We start from the raw sequence: 17,313 nt of genomic DNA, 5'->3' as shown, positions 1-17,313 counted from the left end.
CTCTTCCGGGACCTCTTCCGGCGGAAACCCTTGCCATATCGGCGATCCACCGGCCCGCGACTTACCCCGGCACCGGGTCCCCTTCCCCTGCGCCGCCGGGAATATGGCACCGACCCACCGCCACGTCCAGCCCTGGCCCCCGCTTCGGTAATGTCTCAGTTTGAATTTCGGCTCTGTGTGGATTGCAGACTTTGGTGCGATCGCCTCAGACTTCCGTCCATGACCCTGAGCAGACATGGGCAGCCTATTCGACCTATTAGCGGCGAGCCTCAATTTCTACCGCGTTTGTCGCTGTGCCGGGCCGCTCATAGCTCTCGTTAGGGGCATCGTCCAGATTGCCTCTCTCGGTCGGGGAGGCAGGGGCGCGCGCTTTGTGAACTCACGACCGGGATAGTAGCGATCGCAGTAGGCCACCAGTTCCTCGACAAACTGCTCGGCGTAAGGCGCCAGGAAGCGGTGCGCGTCCCAGCCCACGGTCAGCCATCGCCCGAGTGGGACTCCGCGCTGGGTAAGCAGAGCGGCCCAGATGTTCCCGCGCGGAACCGTTACGGTCGAGGGAATGATCGCAATTCCATATTCCGCGCCCGCCAACGCGATGATCGTGTGAGGGGCGGCGCTCTCCAGAAGCACCCGCGGCCGGATGTGCGCCGCATTGCACGCCGTATCCAACCATTCACGCGATGCGAATGTTCGGTGGAGCAGCAGCAACGGCTCATCCGCCAACTCTTCGACGTCGATCGTGCGACGTTGACTGAGCCGATGCTTTGTCGATAGCACCGCGATGCCGTATCCCGGATAGAGCAGTCGTTGCCGGAAGCGCTCGTCGATGACGACGGTGAGCACAAGCTGAACGTCGCCGTTCGCGAGCCGATCCGGCAGACGGACACCACCGTCCTCGACCAGTTGGACCTCTATGGCGGGGTGACGGCGCCGGTAATGGCCGAGGAATGGTGCGAGCGTATTCTCGATCACCTGCGGCGTCGCCCCTATCCGCAAGATACCCGTCTCTCCCTTTTTGAGGGCGTCCGCCCGCTCTACGAGCGAGTCTGCGTCGCTCAGGAGTTGGCGACTGCGCCGGAGCAGGTCTTCCCCCTCCGAGGTCAGTTGTACGCGCCGGCCGATACGGTCGAAAAGCGGTACGCCCAGTTCGATTTCCAGCGCACGGATCTGCCGCGAGAGCGCCGGCTGACTCAGATTCAATCGGGCGGCTGCCCGGTGAACGCCACCGGTATCGGCGATGGTTACGAAGGTGCGCAGGCTCCGGAGGTTCATCGCTGATAACTTTAAAGCATCATAGTTGAGAAAACAAATGCATTGGACGCATCAGGAAAAATGGCCGACCATACCGACCAGAGGAAATCGCGCCTCCGTAACGATTGCTGCGACCGTCAGCGGGAACCACGGGTTCCCCAGGCTATTCTTGGGAGGGCACAATGGACCGATCAGCAATTGCCATGAGCCTCATCGTTGCCAGCGGCCTCATCGCCGCGGCTATTACCGGGCAAGATGCGCGCGCTGCCGAGGAGAAAGAGGCGTACGTTTCGCCGGGAGCGGACAAGACGACCCTGATCAGCGAGCCTCTGCCTGGGGTGGAGGCCCAGGTGGTCACCATCGATCACTACACGCTGCCTCCCGGCTGGATCGGCGGAAAGCACTATCATACCGGTCCTGTCTACGTGTACGTGCTTGAAGGCTCGTTCGCGATCGACGAGCAAGGCAAAGAACGCCGCACCTTGAAAGCAGGCGAACTGTACAAGGAACCGCTCGGGGCGCCGATGCAGGCGCGGAACCTGAATGCCTCCGAGCCGCTCAAGATTGTCGTCTTCCAGGTGACGCCCGAAGGGGAGCCGCAGATGGTCAAGGCCGATTGATCTTCGCGACAGGCCAGTGAAGACGACCTAGAACGTTCCGATGGCGATGCGCTGGGCCACCCCGCCGCAGCAGGTCGGCGGCAGGGTGGCCCAACCGGATCGCGACACATAGTCACAGCACAAGACAAGGAAGTCAGGACCATGTTTGACCTCGACGAGTTCATCGCTGATTGCCGCAGCGCTCTCGCAGCCGACACGTCCCACAAGCTCGTGCGCGATGTCGTCGCGCGTGCCGTCTCGAATCCGGCCGCCATGCTCAAAGTCCTCGGTGCACCGACGCGCGCCGAAATCCAAAGGCTCTACCACACCAACGATCTGACCATCCTCAATGTCGTCTGGGGACCTCGGATGACCCTGATGCCCCATAACCACCAGATGTGGGCGGTTATCGGAATCTACAGCGGCCGCGAGGACAACATCTTCTGGCGTCGGGTGCCGGGCGATCCGAAAGGCAGGGTGGAGGCCGCCGGTGCGCGGGCGCTTTGCGAGAAGGATGCCGAACCGCTCGGGCGCGACATCATCCATTCGGTGACCAATCCGATTTCGCGCTTCACCGGCGCGTTGCACGTCTATGGCGGCAACTTCTTCGGCGCCGAGCGGAGCGAATGGGATCCGGAGACGCTCCGCGAACAGCGATACGACATGGAGAAGGCGTTACGTCTGTTCGAGGAAGCAAACGTCAGCTGCGCTGCGAAGTGATGCTGGATCAGCCTGCGAGAGGCACCAGCGCGGATGCTCTGATCACGTTCTCGGCGCAACGGCTCGGTACATGTTCTGTCAGATCGCCGACACGGCGGTGAACGTCCGCTCATGGCACTTCTGAGAAGTGCCGCGCCACGCATCGCGAGTCCGCTCCGGTCGTAAGCCGAAACTCAAACTGAGACACTACCCCCGCTTCCGAGCCGGCGGCAATCCCGGCTCTCGGCCGGGCTCAGCCTCCGGAACGAATGCGCTCGGCTCCACTGAACATTCTAAACCAGTCGCTGCGCAAGGTTCATGGCGTCGAACGGGGCGCGGACCTTCGCGTCGTTGTCGAAATAGACATAGACATCGCGGCGGCTCCGGGGCGGCGCCTCTGCCGTCGTGCGCTTGGCGTCCGCGGACTCGCCGCCGGCCGCCCAGACGCGAACCCGCCTCGCCCAGTTATCGAGCGCCGCGTCGTCATAGCCGCTGACGTAAAGCTCTTCCGATCCATGCAGCCTGAGATAGATAAAGTCAGCCGTGACGTCCTCGATATAGGGCCAGTCCACGGCATCGGCGAAGACCAGCGCGATGTCCTGCCGGCGCAGCAACTCGATGAAGCGCGCGGTTCGGAAGCTCTCATGCCGCACCTCAACGGCATGGCGAATCGGCCGGCCTGCATCCGCGATTGTCCAGGCGCGGCCGGTGACGCGATGGTCGTGCCGGTCGGCGAGCTTGGCGGCCACCTCGGTGTTGCGCGGGATCTGGTCGAAGAAGCGCTCGAACCTCGCCTCGTCGAACCGGACGGATGCGGGTAGTTGCCAGAGAATGGGGCCGAGCTTCTCGCGCAGCGCCAGGACGCCGGAGGCGAAGAAGTTCGCCAGCGGCGTGGCGACCTCGTTGAGCTTCTTCATATGGGTGATGAACCGCCCGCCCTTGATCGCGAAGACGAAGCCCTCGGGCGTCTCCTGGTACCAGCGCTGGAAGCTGTCCGGCCTCTGCAGTGCGTAGAAGGTGCCGTTGATCTCGATCGAGTTGAAGCATCGGCTCGCATAGGTCAGCTCCCGGCGGTGCGGCAGGCCCTTCGGATAGAAGACTCCGCGCCAGGACGGATAGGTCCAGCCGGAGATGCCGATGCGGATCCGCGCGTCTGCCATAACGGAACAACACCGGACAGGCCGGCATGGTCACTCGCCGGCGCAGTCCGGTCCGAGGCTTTCGTAATAGGCGGCTAGATCCTCGATGTCCTGGTCGCTCAAAGGCTGCGCCACCAAGCTCATCATTTCGCTTTGGCGCGCCCCGTCCCGGAACGCCTGGAGCTGCTGGATCATGTAGATCGCGCTCTGCCCGGCGAGGTTCGGGAACTGAGGTGCCGTACCGATGCCATCCCGGCCATGACAGGTGACGCAGGGCCCGACCTTGGCTTCACCGGCCGCGACATCGCCCGCCGCGGCCGGTGAAGCCATAAGACCGGCCATCACCAACACGGCACCGACAAACAGGACCAGCAGACGCATCGCGGTCGACCTTCTGCCATCGAGGTTGAAGGCGGGCGCACCTTCGAGGCACGCCCGCGGTTGCGGCAATTCCGCCGGATCTACTGGCTTTCGCCGTTGTAATAGATCCGGTAGATGGCGCCCACGAGATCGTCGGAAACGAGAAGCGATCCGTCGAGATATTGCTTCACGTCGACCGGCCGCCCGAGATACTCCCCGGTCTCCTCGTCGAGCCAGCCTTTGGCGAACACCTCGGAGGAGACGATATTGCCGTCCTCGTCGAAATCGACATGCATGATCTGGGCTCCGACGGGCGTCGTCCGGTTCCAGGAGCCGTGCTGGGCGCTGAACAGGTCGTTCTTGTAGGAGGACGGGAACTGGTTGCCGGTGTAGAAGGTCATGCCCAGATCGGCGGCATGCGCCTGCCACTCGATCTCGGGAAAGACGAGTCCTTCCGGCGGCTCCATGTCCTTGTACTCGACCGTCCGGGTGCTTCCGCCCCCGTACCATGGGAAACCGAAATTCAGGCCCGGGCTCGGCGCGCGGTTCAGCTCGCCGGACGGAATATCATCGCCCATGCCGTCCACCTGATTGTCGTTGAACCAGAGTTCGCCGGTGACGGGATGGAAATCCAGCCCGACCGAGTTGCGGATGCCGTGGGCATAGATCTCCCATCCGGTCCCGTCCTGGTTGAGGCGGGCGATCGAGCCCAGCGGCTCCATCGGCATCTTGTCCGCCGGGAAGACGTTGTAGGGCTGTCCCAGCGCGACATAGAGCTTTCCGTCTGGGCCGATATCGAGCACTCGGAATGCGTGATTGAAATACTCCTCCTCCAGGGGGATGAACTGGTCCTTCACCACCGCCACGGCAACGTCGGGCCCTTCGTAGAAGAACTCGGCCGCCGGGAAGGCGAGGATGCGGTTGTGCCCGGCGATGTAGAGCACGCCCTCCTTGCTCATCACGGGGCCGTTAGGGAACTTGAACTTCACGCTTGGGGCGAACTGCTTCACCTCGTCAGCGACCCGGTCCTTGTCGCGATCGGTCACCGCCCAGACCTTGGTCTTGCGGGTGCCGACGAAGACGACGCCCACATTGGTCCCGACCGCCATATGGCGCGCATCCGGAACGATGGCATAGAGATCGATCTTGAAGCCCGGCGGGAGCTGGATTCTCTCGAGATTCTTCCGGATCGCTTCGATTCTCTCCGCATCCTGAGGGATGCTTTCGATCTCGAGCTCCGTGCCGGTCTGCCGGAAGTCCTGGAGCTTCTCCATATTGTTCTGAGCGAAGCTCTGGCCGGAGAAGGGAATTGCAAGAAGAAGGCTCAACGCGCACCTGCAGGCCAATTTCTTCATGGCGGCTCTCCCTGAATATTACGCCCGGTTTGTCTATCAAGCCCCTAATCAGCAGTAATCCGGATCCCTTGTTAACTATAGAAGGCTATCATCAGGGTCGCCGTACAACAAGTGGAGGACGCAGGGCCGGAGCTGTGTCGCCGATTACCGAGTTCTGGCGAGTAATGCGCGTGCCTTGGCGAGCGTGTCCTCGGGCAGGCTGTGGCGGCTTGCATAGGGCCGCTTCTTCCGGGTTGCGTCGACGATCAGTTTGGCAGTCAGGCCGTCATGGTTCGAGGGGTCGAGCGTCGCGCCCATCGCGGAGCGGATAACGTCGAGATCGGTGTCAGCCTGGAAGCGGGTGGCCATGGCCCAGAGGACCTCCTGCTCGTCATGGACGTCCACATCCTCGTCCACCACGACGACCAGCTTCAGGCTCAGATTGTCGCCCAGGGCGGCAGCGGCGATGTTGCGCGGCTGGCCGGGCGCCGGGTCGCTGACCGAGACATAGCAGTGCATCAGGCAGGTTCCGGACTTCGGATAGGCGACCGCCCTGACGTTCGGAAACTGCACGCGCAACGCCTTCAACTGCCGCGCCTCCTGCGAGATTCCGAGCAGCAGGGTATGCTCGTCCGAGATTCCGGGCACGATGCTGTGATAGATCGCGTCGCGGCGGTGCAGAATTGCCGTCACCTCCATGGCGTTATGGGTCGACCGTTCCGAAGCATAGCCGGTGAACTCGCCGAACGGCCCTTCCGGCTCGTCGACATCGAGCAGCAGGTGGCCCTCGATCGCGATCTCGGCGGTCGCCGGAATCTCGACGGGTACAGTCACGCCGTTCACCACCGGCAATGGTTCGCCCAGGAAGCCACCGGCCACCGCATACTCATCGGCGTCGATGGGCCCTTTCCACAAGCCGGAGCCGAAGGTGATCAGCGGATGGCACCCCACCACCACGACGACCGGCAGGCGATCCAGCCCCATCGCCCGGGCCTTGCGGGCATAGTTCCAGAGATGCCGTCGGCTGTGCAGGCTGGTGCCGAAGCGCGCCCGCCCATTGACCTGCAGACGGTGGAACGAGGCATTGCGAACGCCGGTTTCCGGATCCTTCGCGACAAACATCGCATTCGTGAGATAGGACCCGCCGTCCTCGACGAAATGCCGCATGATCGGCAGCCTTGCGAGATCGACCTCCGCTCCCGTCGCGACCACATCGAGCACCGGCCCGGTCTCCACCACGGTCGGCGCGATCGGCGAAGCGTCGACGCTTGCCCAGGTTTCGATCAGGCGATCCTCCTCGAGGCCCAGGGCGAAGGCGAACCGGTTGCGCCGACCGTAAAGATTCATGAGAACCGGAAAGCCGGAATTGCGCACATTCTCGAACCACAAGACCGGGCTGCGGCCGTGCCGCTCCAGTTCGAGCGCGATTGCCGTCGCCTCGTAATCGAGATCGATCGGGTCGGCGATCCGCAACACCTCGCTCGGATAGACGGCCTCGAATTCCGCCAGGAAGCTCCTGAGATCCCGACTGCTGCTCTTCGACATTCACGCCCCCTGCATGTTGACCCTTGGACAGGCCGACCTGTATAGACTCCGCATGGTGCGGCTTGGAATATCAAGAAGATATCACACCCGATCCAACATCAGCGGGAGAGCGCGATGATCCGTCCGATCAAGATAGCCTTGCAGGCGGTGCTGGTCATGGGGCTCGGGCTCCTGGCGGCGGGGACTCTCCGCGCGCAAGATTATCCGAGCCAGGCGATCCGGGTTATCGTGCCGTTCGGCGCGGGCGACGCGATCGACGGCACCGCCCGGGTCATCGCCGACCGCCTCAAGGAGGAGCTCGAAGTTCCAATTATCGTCCAGAACGTTCCTGGTGCCGGTGGCAGCCGAGGCGCGCTTTCGGCCGCGCAAGCGCCGGCCGACGGCTATACGCTGCTGATGGGCTCGACCGGTGCCCTGACCGCGGGCCCGCTGATCCGCAATGCGGGATATAAGACGGACGATTTCGTCGCCGTCGCGCAGCTCGTCGAAGTGCCGATCGGCCTCGCGGTGCGGGCGGACAGCCCCTACCAGTCGATCGAGGATGTCGTCGAGGCGGCGAAGAGCGATCCTGGCGGCGTGACCTACGCAACCCCCGCCCCCGGCAGCACACAGCACATCAATATGGAGCGGTTCGCCAAGGAACAGGGCATCGAACTGACGCATATCGGTGGGCAGGGCGGCAAGGGCGCAGTCACCAAGGCGCTGACCGGCGAGGTCGATTTCGTGTTCGTCGGCGCCTCCAACTACACGTCGCTGGCCGACGGCGGAAAGCTCCGCGTGCTCGGCGTCGCCGCGCCCGAGCGCGTCCCCTACCTTCGGGATGTACCCACCTTCGGTGAGCAAGGCTATGACCTCGACGCCGCCGTGTGGTTTGGGATCGTCGCACGCAAGGACACGCCGCAGCCGGTGATCGACCAACTCGGAGAGGCTGTTGCGCAGGTGGCAAGGGAGCCGGAGACCAAGACACTCTACGACAAATTCCATCTCACCGACGCCTATCTCGACGCCCCGGCGTTTCAGGAGCGGATCGAAGACAATGTGGCGCAGCATCGTGTGGTGCTGAGCGATATCGGGCTGATCGAGTAGCGAAACCGGCAAGGAGCTTGGAGGGCAGGTTGCGCGCCGATCGGGCGACGGGCATCGCGACGGTCGCGGCCGGTATCGGGCTGGGGCTGGCGAGCCTGCAGATCGAGACGCTGGTAGCACCGGGGCTCTCGGCCCGCTTCTTTCCGCTGCTGCTCAGCCTCGCTTTGATAGGGCTTGGAGCCGTCCTGGCGATTCGTCCCGGCGAGCGGACGGCCGGCGATGCGCTTCGCCAGATGCTGGCCCGCCGCGCCGTTCTGCTAGCCGGGCTCCTGCTCCTCTATTTCCTCAGCTTCCCGTACGTCGACTTCCGAGTCGGGACGTGGCTATTCATGCTCCTCGCGATGATGCTGCTCGGATCCCGCCGTCCCCTCGAGCTCGCCGCCGTTCCCATCGCTGTATCATTTGGAGTCTATTTCCTGTTCCGCTACGGCTTCACGGTCCTGCTGCCAGTATGGATCTGATCAGCCTCTCCGATTTGGCCGCGGCCTTCGTTCGCCTCGCGGATCCGCTCGTCCTCGGCTGGATTGTCGTCGGCGTCGCCGTGGGGGCCGTATTCGGCGCGTCGCCGGGCCTGACCGCAACGGCCGGAGTGGCCCTGGCGACACCGCTCACCTTTGGCCTGGGGTTCGAGGCATCGATGGCGCTTCTCCTCGGCCTCTACTGCGCGGGATATTTCGCTGGCTCGATTCCGGCGATTCTGGTCAACACGCCAGGTGCGCCGGGGAATGCCGCGACGTCCGTCGACGGCTATGCGATGGCGCATAGTGGGCGCGCCGACCTCGCCATCAGCCTGTCCGTCGTCTCCTCCTTCGCCGGTGGGGTGATCTCGGCGGCGATCCTGATGGTATTCGCGCCCGTTCTCGCCGGCTTGGCACTGGAGTTCACCTCCGTCGAGTACTTCACCCTCGCCCTGTTCGGCCTCATCTGCGTCGCCGCGGTATCCCGCGGCTCGCTCGTGAAGGGCATGATCAGCGCCGCGCTCGGCATGCTGCTCGGCACAGTCGGTATCGACCCGGTCGGCGGCATGATGCGGTTCACGCTCGGACTGCCCGAGCTCCAGAGCGGCGTGTCGCTTCTGCCGGCGTTGATCGCCTTCTTCGCGGTCACCGAGATCCTCGCGCAGGCGGCCGCACCCGCGACCGGTGTGGCCGTTTCCCGACAGCAGCCGATCCGGTTGCGCGATCTCGTGCCGATCTATGTCCGCCACAAATGGCTGGTCCTGAAAAGCGCCGTAATCGGCACGAGCACCGGCATCCTGCCGGGAACGGGACCCACAATCGCCTCCTGGATCAGCTATGGCGAGGCGGCGCGCAGCACGCGCGACGAGAGGCTCGGAGAGGGAGTACCCGCCGGGGTGATCGCGCCCGAAACCGCGAACAATGCCGTGACGGGCGGCGCTCTGGTTCCGCTCCTGACCCTCGGCATCCCGGGCGACACCGTAACGGCCGTTCTGCTTGGTGCGTTCCTCATCCAGGGCATCGATCCCGGGCCGTTCTTCATGGTGACGAACGGCGACCTGTTTGCCCTGATTCTCCTGATCCTAGTCGCAGCGAACATCCTGATCCTCGTGCTCGGCCTCGGCCTGCGGCGCTATCTGCCGGCGATCCTGCGCGTGCCGCCCCGCATCCTGCTTCCGATCATCGGCGTGCTGTGCGCGACCGGCGGCTTCGCGATCGGCAATGCTAGCTTTGACGTGACGCTCGTCGCGGTGCTCGGGCTCGCCGGGTTCATCCTGACCTGTTTCGGTTTTCCGATGCCACCGCTGGTGATCGGCTTGGTGCTGGGGCCGATCGTCGAGGTCAACCTCCGCAATGCGCTGATCGCCAACCAGATGGACCCGACCGTCTTCCTGACACGGCCGATCAGCGCAGCGCTCCTTCTGGCACTCGTCCTGCTGCTCGTCGTCGCTTGGCGCCGCTCCAGCGCGCGGTGAGGGGCTGCAACCAACCGGTCATCGAGATGAAGCGGCTCGCGCTTTTGTGAACGCCGCATCGGAAAAACCAGCGGCGATCGGCAGCCTCTTTTCCTTTAAACTCTCTGGACGTTTGCGTGACCTATCCATGCGGAGGTGATCGCAATGACGAAAGAGCAGCACTACACCGATGTCCAGTCCGGCCCCTCCGTGGGCCACTTGGCCGCCGCCTTCATTGCCGGGGCCCTTGCCGTCCTGGTTTTCCATCAGGGCATGCTGGGCATTCTGAATGCCGTTGGCGTCACGCCCGCCATGCCGTACCAGACGCAACCGACGGCACTCTTGGGCGTTCCGCAGATCTGGTCCATTGCGTTCTGGGGCGGGATCTGGGGCATCGTCTTTGCCTATCTGGAGCCGCACCTGCGGCGTGGCTGGGCATATTTTCTGGGCGCGCTGCTGTTCGGCGCCATTGCCCCGACCCTCGTGGCCTGGTTCGTGGTTTCGCCCTTGAAGGGACTTCCGGTCGCAGGCGGGTGGCGCGCCTCGGCGATGGCAACCGGGCTGATGGTCAACGGTGCGTGGGGGATCGGCACCGCATTGTTTCTTTGGGCCGGCGCAAGGATCACCGCTTTCCGGCGATAGGCAAAAAAAATGCCACGTCGGCGTCTCCGCCGCGTGGCTTGGTATTCTGTTTGATGCCGCCGGCCTGTTTCTCGCGGCCGGTCTGAGGCTGCCTTAGGCCGCCGCGAGCATCGGCTGCTGTTCCAGCGCATTGGCCGCGGTCTTCATAGCCTTCTGCAGCTTCTCGAACGCCCGCACCTCGATCTGGCGCACGCGTTCGCGCGACACCTCGTAATGCTGGCTCAGCGTCTCCAGGGTCGAGGGGTCGTCCTTGAGCCGCCGCTCGACCAGGATGTGCCGCTCGCGCTCGTTGAGCTGCTGCAGCGCGTCATGCAGCAATCGACGGCGTAGGGCCAGCTCGTCGGCATCCGCGATCAACGCCTCCTGGTTCGGCCGATTGTCCATCAGCATCTCCAGCCAGTCGGTTTCGCTTTCGCCGCCGACCGTCGCGTTCAGCGAGCTGTCCCCGGCCGTCAGGCGCCGGTTCATCTCGACCACCTCCGTCTCCGGCACGTCCAGCTCAGTGGCAATGGCCGAGACCGTCTCGGGCGAGAGGTCGCCCTGGCCCAGCTCCTCCATCTGGCTCTTCAGCCGCCGCAGGTTGAAGAACAGCTTCTTCTGCGCCGCGGTGGTGCCCATCTTCACGAGCGACCAGTTGTGCAGGATATGCTCCTGAATCTGAGCGCGAATCCACCAGATCGCATAGGTCGCGAACCGGAAGCCGCGGCTCGGATCGAACTTCTGAGCCGCCTGCATCAGGCCGACATTGCCCTCGGCAATAAGGTCGGTGATCGGCAGGCCATAGCCGCTGAAGCTCCGGGCGCTCTTCACCACCAGCCGCATATGGCTGCCGATGAGCTGCCTCAAGGCCTCCTCATCCTTATGATCGCGCCAGGCGATCGCCAGTTCCTGCTCCCGCTCTAGCGTCAGCATCGGAAACTTCTTGGCTTCCTCCAGATAGCGCGACAGGCCGGTATCCAAGATAGCGCGTTGAACTGCCATTCCTTAAGCCCTCCATTCCTTCAGAGCCCCCTTCCCGACCAGTCTCGTGCGCAGACGCGAATGCGCCCGTGCGGCGGAGCCGTACGGAATCTACTCGGAAGATGGTCAAAAAAGTGGCGCAGCCGGCTTGCTCCAGGTCCCTCCGACTGACAAGGTTTAAATATGACTGAATCAGTCTGATTTCAAGGGGTGAAAGGCCGATTTGGACCGGAATCGAGGCTCTAAATCTGGGAAGAATCAGATAAAATTCAAGCTCTTATCTCAAACCATCGATCTGCCGCTGAATGGCGGCAGTCCGGGGTCGCCGTGAATGCGCGGAAGGATCTAAGCGGCGATTGCGGAATCCATTGCATGGCCCAACCGCCGACCGGCGGTTGGGCCATGGGACCGTGCCGAGACTTGATGCCGCGCATCCGAGGCCCTTATGTTGGGCTCATCCCGTGCCACCAGCCACAACATCTTGCGTTATCCACCGAAATTTTTTCGTCCACGATGGAACATGCCTTGCCATCGTCTGTTAACTTTAACAATATGTAGGTCTCTTCAGCCGGTTGCCCACAATGGCTAGCGGACAGCGCCGGGACGGACTTAACGATCGATTAAGGTTGTCTCGGCGATGATCCAAAGCGGCAAACGCGACGGGACAATTTGACGGCTTGGCTGCGTGCCGGATTTCGCCGGCATCAAAAGAGACTATGAAACGTCATTTTGTGACGTAAGATAAAATGGCAGCGCTGGCACGACGTCGGCGCCGACCTGAGCAATAAAAATCTTACGGATGACAATATCTGCAGATGGTAGTCTGTGGATTGTTTTTGCATTCTCTTATTCAAAAACTTTCAAGAGAATTTTTTGATTAACGCACTCGATTTTCAATTGCACGATCACTACCATGAGTCCTATATCTTGCGTCCCGGATCGATCGGCCTACTAGCGGCAGGCGAGACCGGGTTCCGAAGTCGCATTGTCTGGGGGCGAGCGGCACGGAACGGACCACAATAGATTTAAGGGGTGAGCGCGCCATGCGGATCGAACGTCGTTTTACCGAAGCAGAGACCGGACCTTACGCCGCTATCGAGTTTCGCCGGACCAACAGCGAGATCCGCAATCCGGACGGGTCGCTGGTGTTCCAGCTTCGCGATATCGAGGTGCCGGCCGACTGGTCGCAGGTCGCCTGCGACGTTCTGGCGCAGAAATATTTCCGCAAGGCCGGCGTGCCGGCGAAGCTGCGGCCGGTGCCCGAAGCCGATCTGCCGGAATGGCTCTGGCGGCACGAGCCCGACCAAGCCGCCCTCGAACAGCTCGAGCCCGAGCAGCGCACCGTTGGCGAAGCCAGCGCCAAGCAGGTGTTCGACCGGCTGGCCGGGACCTGGACCTATTGGGGCTGGAAGGGCGGCTATTTCGAGGCCGAGGCCGATGCCCGCGCCTTCTATGACGAGATGCGCTACATGATCTGCCAGCAGATGGGCGCGCCGAACTCGCCGCAATGGTTCAACACCGGCCTGCATTGGGCCTATGGGATCGATGGTCCGGCCCAGGGCCACTATTACGTCGACTACAAGACCGGCAAGCTGACCGCCTCGGCCTCGGCCTATGAGCATCCGCAGCCACATGCCTGCTTCATCCAGTCGGTCGCCGACGATCTGGTGAATGACGGCGGCATCATGGATCTGTGGGTGCGCGAGGCGCGGCTTTTCAAATACGGCTCCGGCACCGGCAGCAACTTCTCGAAGCTGCGCGGCAACGGCGAATCGCTCGCCGGCGGCGGCAAGTCCTCGGGGCTGATGAGCTTCCTCAAGATCGGCGACCGCGCCGCCGGCGCGATCAAGTCCGGGGGCACGACGCGCCGTGCCGCCAAGATGGTGACGGTCGACCTCGATCACCCCGACATCGAGGACTATATCGACTGGAAGGTGGTCGAGGAGCAGAAGGTGGCGGCGCTCGTCGCCGGCTCGCGCCTCGCCCGCGAGCATCTGAACACGATCATCCGCGCCTGCCATGCCGGCACCGGCGACGGTCGGTTCGACCCGCAGCAAAACCCGGACCTGAAAAAGGCCGTCAAGGCCGCCCGCAAGGTGATGATCCCGGAGAACTACATCAAGCGGGTGATGCAGTTCGCCGAGCAGGGCTATACCGAGATCGACTTCCGCAGCTATGACACGGACTGGGATTCGGACGCCTATCTGACGGTGTCCGGCCAGAACTCGAACAATTCGGTGCGGATCTCCAACGACTTCATCAAGCGGGTCCAGGAGGACGGACCCTGGCAGCTGATCCGCCGCACCGACGGCAAGGTCGCCAAGACGGTCCGAGCGCGCGACTTGTGGGAGAAGATCGGCCATGCCGCCTGGGCCTGCGCCGATCCGGGCGTGCAGTACGACACCACGATCAACGAATGGCACACCTGCCCCAACAGTGGCCGGATCGAGGCGTCGAACCCCTGCTCCGAGTACATGTTCCTCGACGACACCGCCTGCAACCTGGCGTCGCTGAACCTGATGACCTTCCGCGAGGAGGGCGGCGGCTTCGACATCGCAGGCTTCGAGCATGCGGTCCGGCTGTGGACGATCGTCCTCGAAGTTTCCGTGCTGATGGCGCAGTTCCCGTCGCGGGAGATCGCTCAGCGGTCCTATGATTTCCGTACGCTCGGCCTCGGCTACGCCAATATCGGCGGTTTGCTGATGGCGATGGGCATTCCCTATGACAGCGATTCGGGCCGCGCCCTGGTCAGCGCCATCACCGCGCTGATGACCGGCGTCGCCTACGCCACCTCGGCCGAGATGTCGGGCGAGCTCGGCACCTTCCCCGGCTTCACGGCGAACCGCGAGCCGATGCTGCGGGTCATCCGCAACCACCGGCGGGCCGCTTATGGCGAGCGCGGCGGGTATGAGGGGCTAGCCGTGCTGCCGGTGCCGCTCGACCTGCGCAACTGCCCGATCGTCGAGGTCGCCGTCGCCGCGCGGACAGCCTGGGACCGGGCGCTCGAGCTCGGCCAGAAGCACGGCTACCGCAATGCCCAGACGACGGTGATCGCGCCCACCGGCACTATCGGCCTGGTGATGGATTGCGACACCACCGGCATCGAGCCCGATTTCGCGCTGGTCAAGTTCAAGAAGCTCGCCGGCGGCGGATATTTCAAGATCATCAACCGGATGGTCCCGCAAGCCTTGATGGCGCTGGGCTATTCCGAGGTCGAGATCGAAGACATTATCCGCTATGCCGTCGGCCACGGCACCTTGGAGAATGCCCCCGGCATCAACCACGAGACCCTGACGGCGAAGGGCTTCACCGCCTCCACCCTGCAGGCGCTGGAGACGACGTTGGCCAGCGCCTTCGACATCCGCTTCGCCTTCAACAAATGGACGCTGGGCGAGGAGTTCTGCACCGCCGCGCTGGGCTTCACCACCGCGCAACTCAACGACGTCCGCTTCGACATGCTGGCGGAACTGGGCTTCACGCGGGCGCAGATCGAGGCGGCGAACACCTATTGCTGCGGCGCCATGACGCTCGAAGGGGCGCCGCATCTCCGGGACGAGGACCTGCCGATCTTCGACTGCGCCAATCCCTGCGGCCGGACCGGCAAGCGGTTCCTGTCGGTGGAGAGCCACATCCGGATGATGGCGGCGGCACAGCCCTTCATCTCCGGCGCGATCTCGAAGACCATCAACATGCCGAACCCGGCGACGGTCAAGGACTGCAAGGACGCCTACATGCTGTCCTGGCGCCTGGGGCTGAAGGCCAACGCGCTCTATCGCGACGGCTCGAAGCTGTCGCAGCCGCTCTCGTCTTCGATCCTCGGCGACGAGGAGGACGATCTCGACGAGATCATCGAGGCGCCGGCGGCGGCGCGGGCGCCGATGCTGGCCGAACGCATCGTCGAGCGGGTGATCGAGCGCGTGGCCGCGGCCGAGCGCCACAAGCTACCCGGCCGGCGCAAGGGCTATACCCAGAAGGCGATCGTCGGCAACCACAAGGTCTATTTGCGGACCGGCGAGTATGAGGACGGCAAGCTCGGCGAGATCTTCATCGACATGCACAAGGAAGGCGCCGCCTTCCGCAGCCTGATGAATAATTTCGCCATCGCGATCTCGATCGGCCTGCAATATGGCGTGCCGCTCGAGGAGTTCGTCGAAGCCTTCACCTTCACTCGGTTCGAGCCGTCGGGCATGGTCGAAGGCAACGACGCGATCAAGATGGCAACCTCGGTGCTCGACTACATCTTCCGCGAGCTCGCGATCTCCTATCTCTCGCGGACCGATCTCGCCCATGTCGAGCCGAACGATTTGCTGCCCGACAGCGTCGGCCAGGGCGTCGGCGAGAGCAACCTGCCCGAGCCGGCCCAGGCCGACGCCGCGCTCGACGCGGTCAAGCGCTTCGCCAGCGTCGGCTATGTCCGCAACAACTTGATCGTCCTGCATGGCAACGGCGATGCGGGCGGCGGGCGCAGCGCGGCGCGGGGGACGGCCGAGATCTCCGGTAATGCCGCGGCAGCCGCAACGGCACCGGGGCTAGTCACTGGAACCGCCACAGCTGCGGCCCCAGTCGTCCAGGCCGTCGATGATCGCTTCGACCGGGTCCGCGAAGCGCGCCTCAAGGGCTATGAGGGCGACGCCTGCGGCGAGTGCGGCAATTTCACGCTGGTACGCAACGGCACCTGCCTGAAATGCGCGACCTGCGGCGGGACATCGGGTTGCTCGTGAGGAGCCATCACATTTGACGTAACGATGGCCTGAACTCTCCCTGTAGACTTCCGGGCTCGCGTCGACGGCGCGAGCCCGGTTTTCCATTGGAGCGTTTCACCGGCAGACGGCCATGAATCACGACTGGCACCGCGACGGCCTCACGATCAGCACCGACAAGCAGCGGCTCAATATCGACTATATCCACGGCTTTCTCGCCGAGTCCTACTGGGCGACGTCTTCATCGACTCGGCATTTCGCGGGAATGACCTCGGCCGTTGGCTGGTCGGCGCCGTCATGGCGCATCCGGAGCTGCAAAACCTGCGCCGCTGGAGCCTCGTTACCCGCGACGCGCACGCCCTCTGCCGCCCGCACGGCTTCGCCGCCCTCGCCAATCCCGAGCGGCATATGGAGATCTCCGATCTCGGAATCTATCTGCGAGCGGAGGCCACGGCCGTCTGACCTCTCCGGAGCGCCTCAGCTCTCTGGATCAAGCCATGCGATCTGGCTATGCTGCCGCTCCTTTCAAACCTGAGCGGAAGCAGGAGCAGATAAAGATGGCCGGAAAGATCGACCAGCGGTTGGCGGAACTGAAGATCGAGCTGCCGAAGGCGGCGGCGCCCGTCGCAAACTATGTGCCGGCCGTCGCCACCGGCAATCTCGTCTTCATCTCCGGCCAGGTGACGGTCTGGAACGGAGAGTTCAAATATGTCGGCAAGCTCGGCCGCGACTTTTCGGTCGAGGACGGACAGGCCGCAGCGCGCCTCTGCGGCCTGAACATCATCGCGCAGCTCAAGGCAGCGTTGAACGGCGACCTCGACCGAGCGCGGCGCTGCGTCAAGCTCGGCGTCTTCGTCAACTCGACCGAGGATTTCACTGACCAGCCGAAGATCGCCAACGGCGTCTCCGACCTGATGGTCGAGGTGTTCGGCGACGCCGGCAAACATGCCCGCTTCGCCGTCGGCACCAACGTGCTGCCGCTCAATGTGGCGGTCGAGGTCGACGCCGTCTTCGAGGTCGCCTGAGGCGCAGGGGCCGGTTTTCCTCTTGCCCGGGGGCGCATGGCTACCAATCTGGTTGCCATGA

At 63.7% G+C, this 17,313-nt stretch carries 15 protein-coding genes; 9 read left to right on the top strand and 6 right to left on the bottom strand.

Translation table 11 applies throughout. The features are described 5' to 3' along the window. Positions 1 to 276 precede the first annotated feature (276 nt). The gene (locus DT069_RS21105; RefSeq protein WP_119462319.1) at positions 277 to 1,272 is read right to left on the bottom strand and encodes a LysR family transcriptional regulator; all 996 of its coding nucleotides are present in this window, start codon (positions 1,270 to 1,272) and stop codon (positions 277 to 279) included. A 161-nt stretch (positions 1,273 to 1,433) separates the two neighbouring features. Between DT069_RS21105 and DT069_RS21100 the strand changes: the two genes are divergently transcribed. Together DT069_RS21100 and DT069_RS21095 are read left to right on the top strand one after the other, a co-directional pair. Further along, positions 1,434 to 1,871, top strand: coding sequence for a cupin domain-containing protein (locus DT069_RS21100; protein ID WP_119462318.1), 438 nt, complete (start codon positions 1,434 to 1,436; stop codon positions 1,869 to 1,871). Positions 1,872 to 2,012: 141 nt separating this feature from the next. Beyond that, complete coding sequence (locus tag DT069_RS21095) at positions 2,013 to 2,570, top strand: hypothetical protein (RefSeq protein WP_119462317.1); 558 nt, start codon at positions 2,013 to 2,015, stop codon at positions 2,568 to 2,570. A 272-nt stretch (positions 2,571 to 2,842) separates the two neighbouring features. On the opposite strand, the gene DT069_RS21090 is transcribed toward DT069_RS21095, so the two are convergent. From DT069_RS21090 to DT069_RS21075, 4 genes are all read right to left on the bottom strand, one after another. Beyond that, positions 2,843 to 3,709: a DUF72 domain-containing protein gene (locus DT069_RS21090; RefSeq protein ID WP_119462316.1), complete on the bottom strand. Its 867-nt coding sequence runs from the start codon at positions 3,707 to 3,709 to the stop codon at positions 2,843 to 2,845. Between the two features lie 30 nt (positions 3,710 to 3,739). Then, positions 3,740 to 4,069 carry a c-type cytochrome gene (locus tag DT069_RS21085; RefSeq protein WP_119462371.1) on the bottom strand — a complete coding sequence of 110 codons (330 nt, stop codon included), beginning with the start codon at positions 4,067 to 4,069 and terminating at the stop codon, positions 3,740 to 3,742. 80 nt (positions 4,070 to 4,149) lie between these two features. Next, positions 4,150 to 5,403: a PQQ-dependent sugar dehydrogenase gene (locus DT069_RS21080; protein WP_119462315.1), complete on the bottom strand. Its 1,254-nt coding sequence runs from the start codon at positions 5,401 to 5,403 to the stop codon at positions 4,150 to 4,152. 144 nt (positions 5,404 to 5,547) lie between these two features. Further along, the gene (locus DT069_RS21075) at positions 5,548 to 6,927 is read right to left on the bottom strand and encodes a UbiD family decarboxylase (protein ID WP_119462314.1); all 1,380 of its coding nucleotides are present in this window, start codon (positions 6,925 to 6,927) and stop codon (positions 5,548 to 5,550) included. Between the two features lie 114 nt (positions 6,928 to 7,041). Here DT069_RS21075 and DT069_RS21070 point away from each other — a divergent pair, with 114 nt between their 5' ends. From DT069_RS21070 to DT069_RS21055, 4 genes are all read left to right on the top strand, one after another. Beyond that, positions 7,042 to 8,013 (top strand): Bug family tripartite tricarboxylate transporter substrate binding protein, encoded by a 972-nt coding sequence (locus tag DT069_RS21070; protein ID WP_119462313.1) that lies wholly within the window; start codon positions 7,042 to 7,044, stop codon positions 8,011 to 8,013. Between the two features lie 29 nt (positions 8,014 to 8,042). Continuing rightward, complete coding sequence (locus DT069_RS24740; protein ID WP_162913337.1) at positions 8,043 to 8,474, top strand: tripartite tricarboxylate transporter TctB family protein; 432 nt, start codon at positions 8,043 to 8,045, stop codon at positions 8,472 to 8,474. Beyond that, positions 8,465 to 9,946 (top strand): tripartite tricarboxylate transporter permease, encoded by a 1,482-nt coding sequence (locus tag DT069_RS21060; RefSeq protein ID WP_119462311.1) that lies wholly within the window; start codon positions 8,465 to 8,467, stop codon positions 9,944 to 9,946. The genes DT069_RS24740 and DT069_RS21060 overlap by 10 nt, the downstream gene beginning before the upstream one ends. Before the next feature lie 144 nt (positions 9,947 to 10,090). Next, positions 10,091 to 10,567, top strand: a complete 477-nt coding sequence (locus DT069_RS21055; protein WP_425450442.1) for a hypothetical protein — start codon at positions 10,091 to 10,093, stop codon at positions 10,565 to 10,567. A 93-nt stretch (positions 10,568 to 10,660) separates the two neighbouring features. Here DT069_RS21055 and rpoH read toward each other — a convergent pair whose 3' ends face one another. After that, positions 10,661 to 11,548: an RNA polymerase sigma factor RpoH gene (rpoH, locus tag DT069_RS21050; protein WP_119462310.1), complete on the bottom strand. Its 888-nt coding sequence runs from the start codon at positions 11,546 to 11,548 to the stop codon at positions 10,661 to 10,663. 1,022 nt (positions 11,549 to 12,570) lie between these two features. Between rpoH and DT069_RS21045 the strand changes: the two genes are divergently transcribed. The 3 genes from DT069_RS21045 to DT069_RS21035 all read left to right on the top strand — a co-directional run bounded on the left by DT069_RS21045 (position 12,571) and on the right by DT069_RS21035 (position 17,252). Beyond that, entirely contained in the window at positions 12,571 to 16,248 is a 3,678-nt protein-coding gene (locus DT069_RS21045) for a vitamin B12-dependent ribonucleotide reductase (protein WP_119462309.1), read from the top strand. 276 nt (positions 16,249 to 16,524) lie between these two features. Beyond that, on the top strand, positions 16,525 to 16,689 hold the full coding sequence (locus DT069_RS25080) for a hypothetical protein (RefSeq protein WP_425450441.1): 165 nt from the start codon (positions 16,525 to 16,527) through the stop codon (positions 16,687 to 16,689). 95 nt (positions 16,690 to 16,784) lie between these two features. Beyond that, positions 16,785 to 17,252 (top strand): RidA family protein, encoded by a 468-nt coding sequence (locus DT069_RS21035; protein WP_119462308.1) that lies wholly within the window; start codon positions 16,785 to 16,787, stop codon positions 17,250 to 17,252. The last annotated feature ends 61 nt before the right edge of the window (positions 17,253 to 17,313 follow it).

The organism is Virgifigura deserti (assembly GCA_003576685.1).
In the GTDB taxonomy this organism is placed as follows: Bacteria; Pseudomonadota; Alphaproteobacteria; order Dongiales; family Dongiaceae; genus Virgifigura; species Virgifigura deserti.
Note: the sequence above shows the minus strand (reverse complement) of the source record. Positions and strands in the feature narration are given on the sequence as shown.

Excerpts from the sequence above, each read along its gene's own strand:
- DT069_RS21105 (WP_119462319.1), bottom strand. The coding sequence starts at position 1,272 with ATGAACCTCCGGAGCCTGCGCACCTTCGTAACCATCGCCGATACCGGT.
- DT069_RS21100 (WP_119462318.1), top strand. The coding sequence starts at position 1,434 with ATGGACCGATCAGCAATTGCCATGAGCCTCATCGTTGCCAGCGGCCTC.
- DT069_RS21095 (WP_119462317.1), top strand. The coding sequence starts at position 2,013 with ATGTTTGACCTCGACGAGTTCATCGCTGATTGCCGCAGCGCTCTCGCA.
- DT069_RS21090 (WP_119462316.1), bottom strand. The coding sequence starts at position 3,709 with ATGGCAGACGCGCGGATCCGCATCGGCATCTCCGGCTGGACCTATCCG.
- DT069_RS21085 (WP_119462371.1), bottom strand. The coding sequence starts at position 4,069 with ATGCGTCTGCTGGTCCTGTTTGTCGGTGCCGTGTTGGTGATGGCCGGT.
- DT069_RS21080 (WP_119462315.1), bottom strand. The coding sequence starts at position 5,403 with ATGAAGAAATTGGCCTGCAGGTGCGCGTTGAGCCTTCTTCTTGCAATT.
- DT069_RS21075 (WP_119462314.1), bottom strand. The coding sequence starts at position 6,927 with ATGTCGAAGAGCAGCAGTCGGGATCTCAGGAGCTTCCTGGCGGAATTC.
- DT069_RS21070 (WP_119462313.1), top strand. The coding sequence starts at position 7,042 with ATGATCCGTCCGATCAAGATAGCCTTGCAGGCGGTGCTGGTCATGGGG.
- DT069_RS21060 (WP_119462311.1), top strand. The coding sequence starts at position 8,465 with ATGGATCTGATCAGCCTCTCCGATTTGGCCGCGGCCTTCGTTCGCCTC.
- DT069_RS21055 (WP_425450442.1), top strand. The coding sequence starts at position 10,091 with ATGACGAAAGAGCAGCACTACACCGATGTCCAGTCCGGCCCCTCCGTG.
- rpoH (WP_119462310.1), bottom strand. The coding sequence starts at position 11,548 with ATGGCAGTTCAACGCGCTATCTTGGATACCGGCCTGTCGCGCTATCTG.
- DT069_RS21045 (WP_119462309.1), top strand. The coding sequence starts at position 12,571 with ATGCGGATCGAACGTCGTTTTACCGAAGCAGAGACCGGACCTTACGCC.
- DT069_RS25080 (WP_425450441.1), top strand. The coding sequence starts at position 16,525 with ATGGCGCATCCGGAGCTGCAAAACCTGCGCCGCTGGAGCCTCGTTACC.
- DT069_RS21035 (WP_119462308.1), top strand. The coding sequence starts at position 16,785 with ATGGCCGGAAAGATCGACCAGCGGTTGGCGGAACTGAAGATCGAGCTG.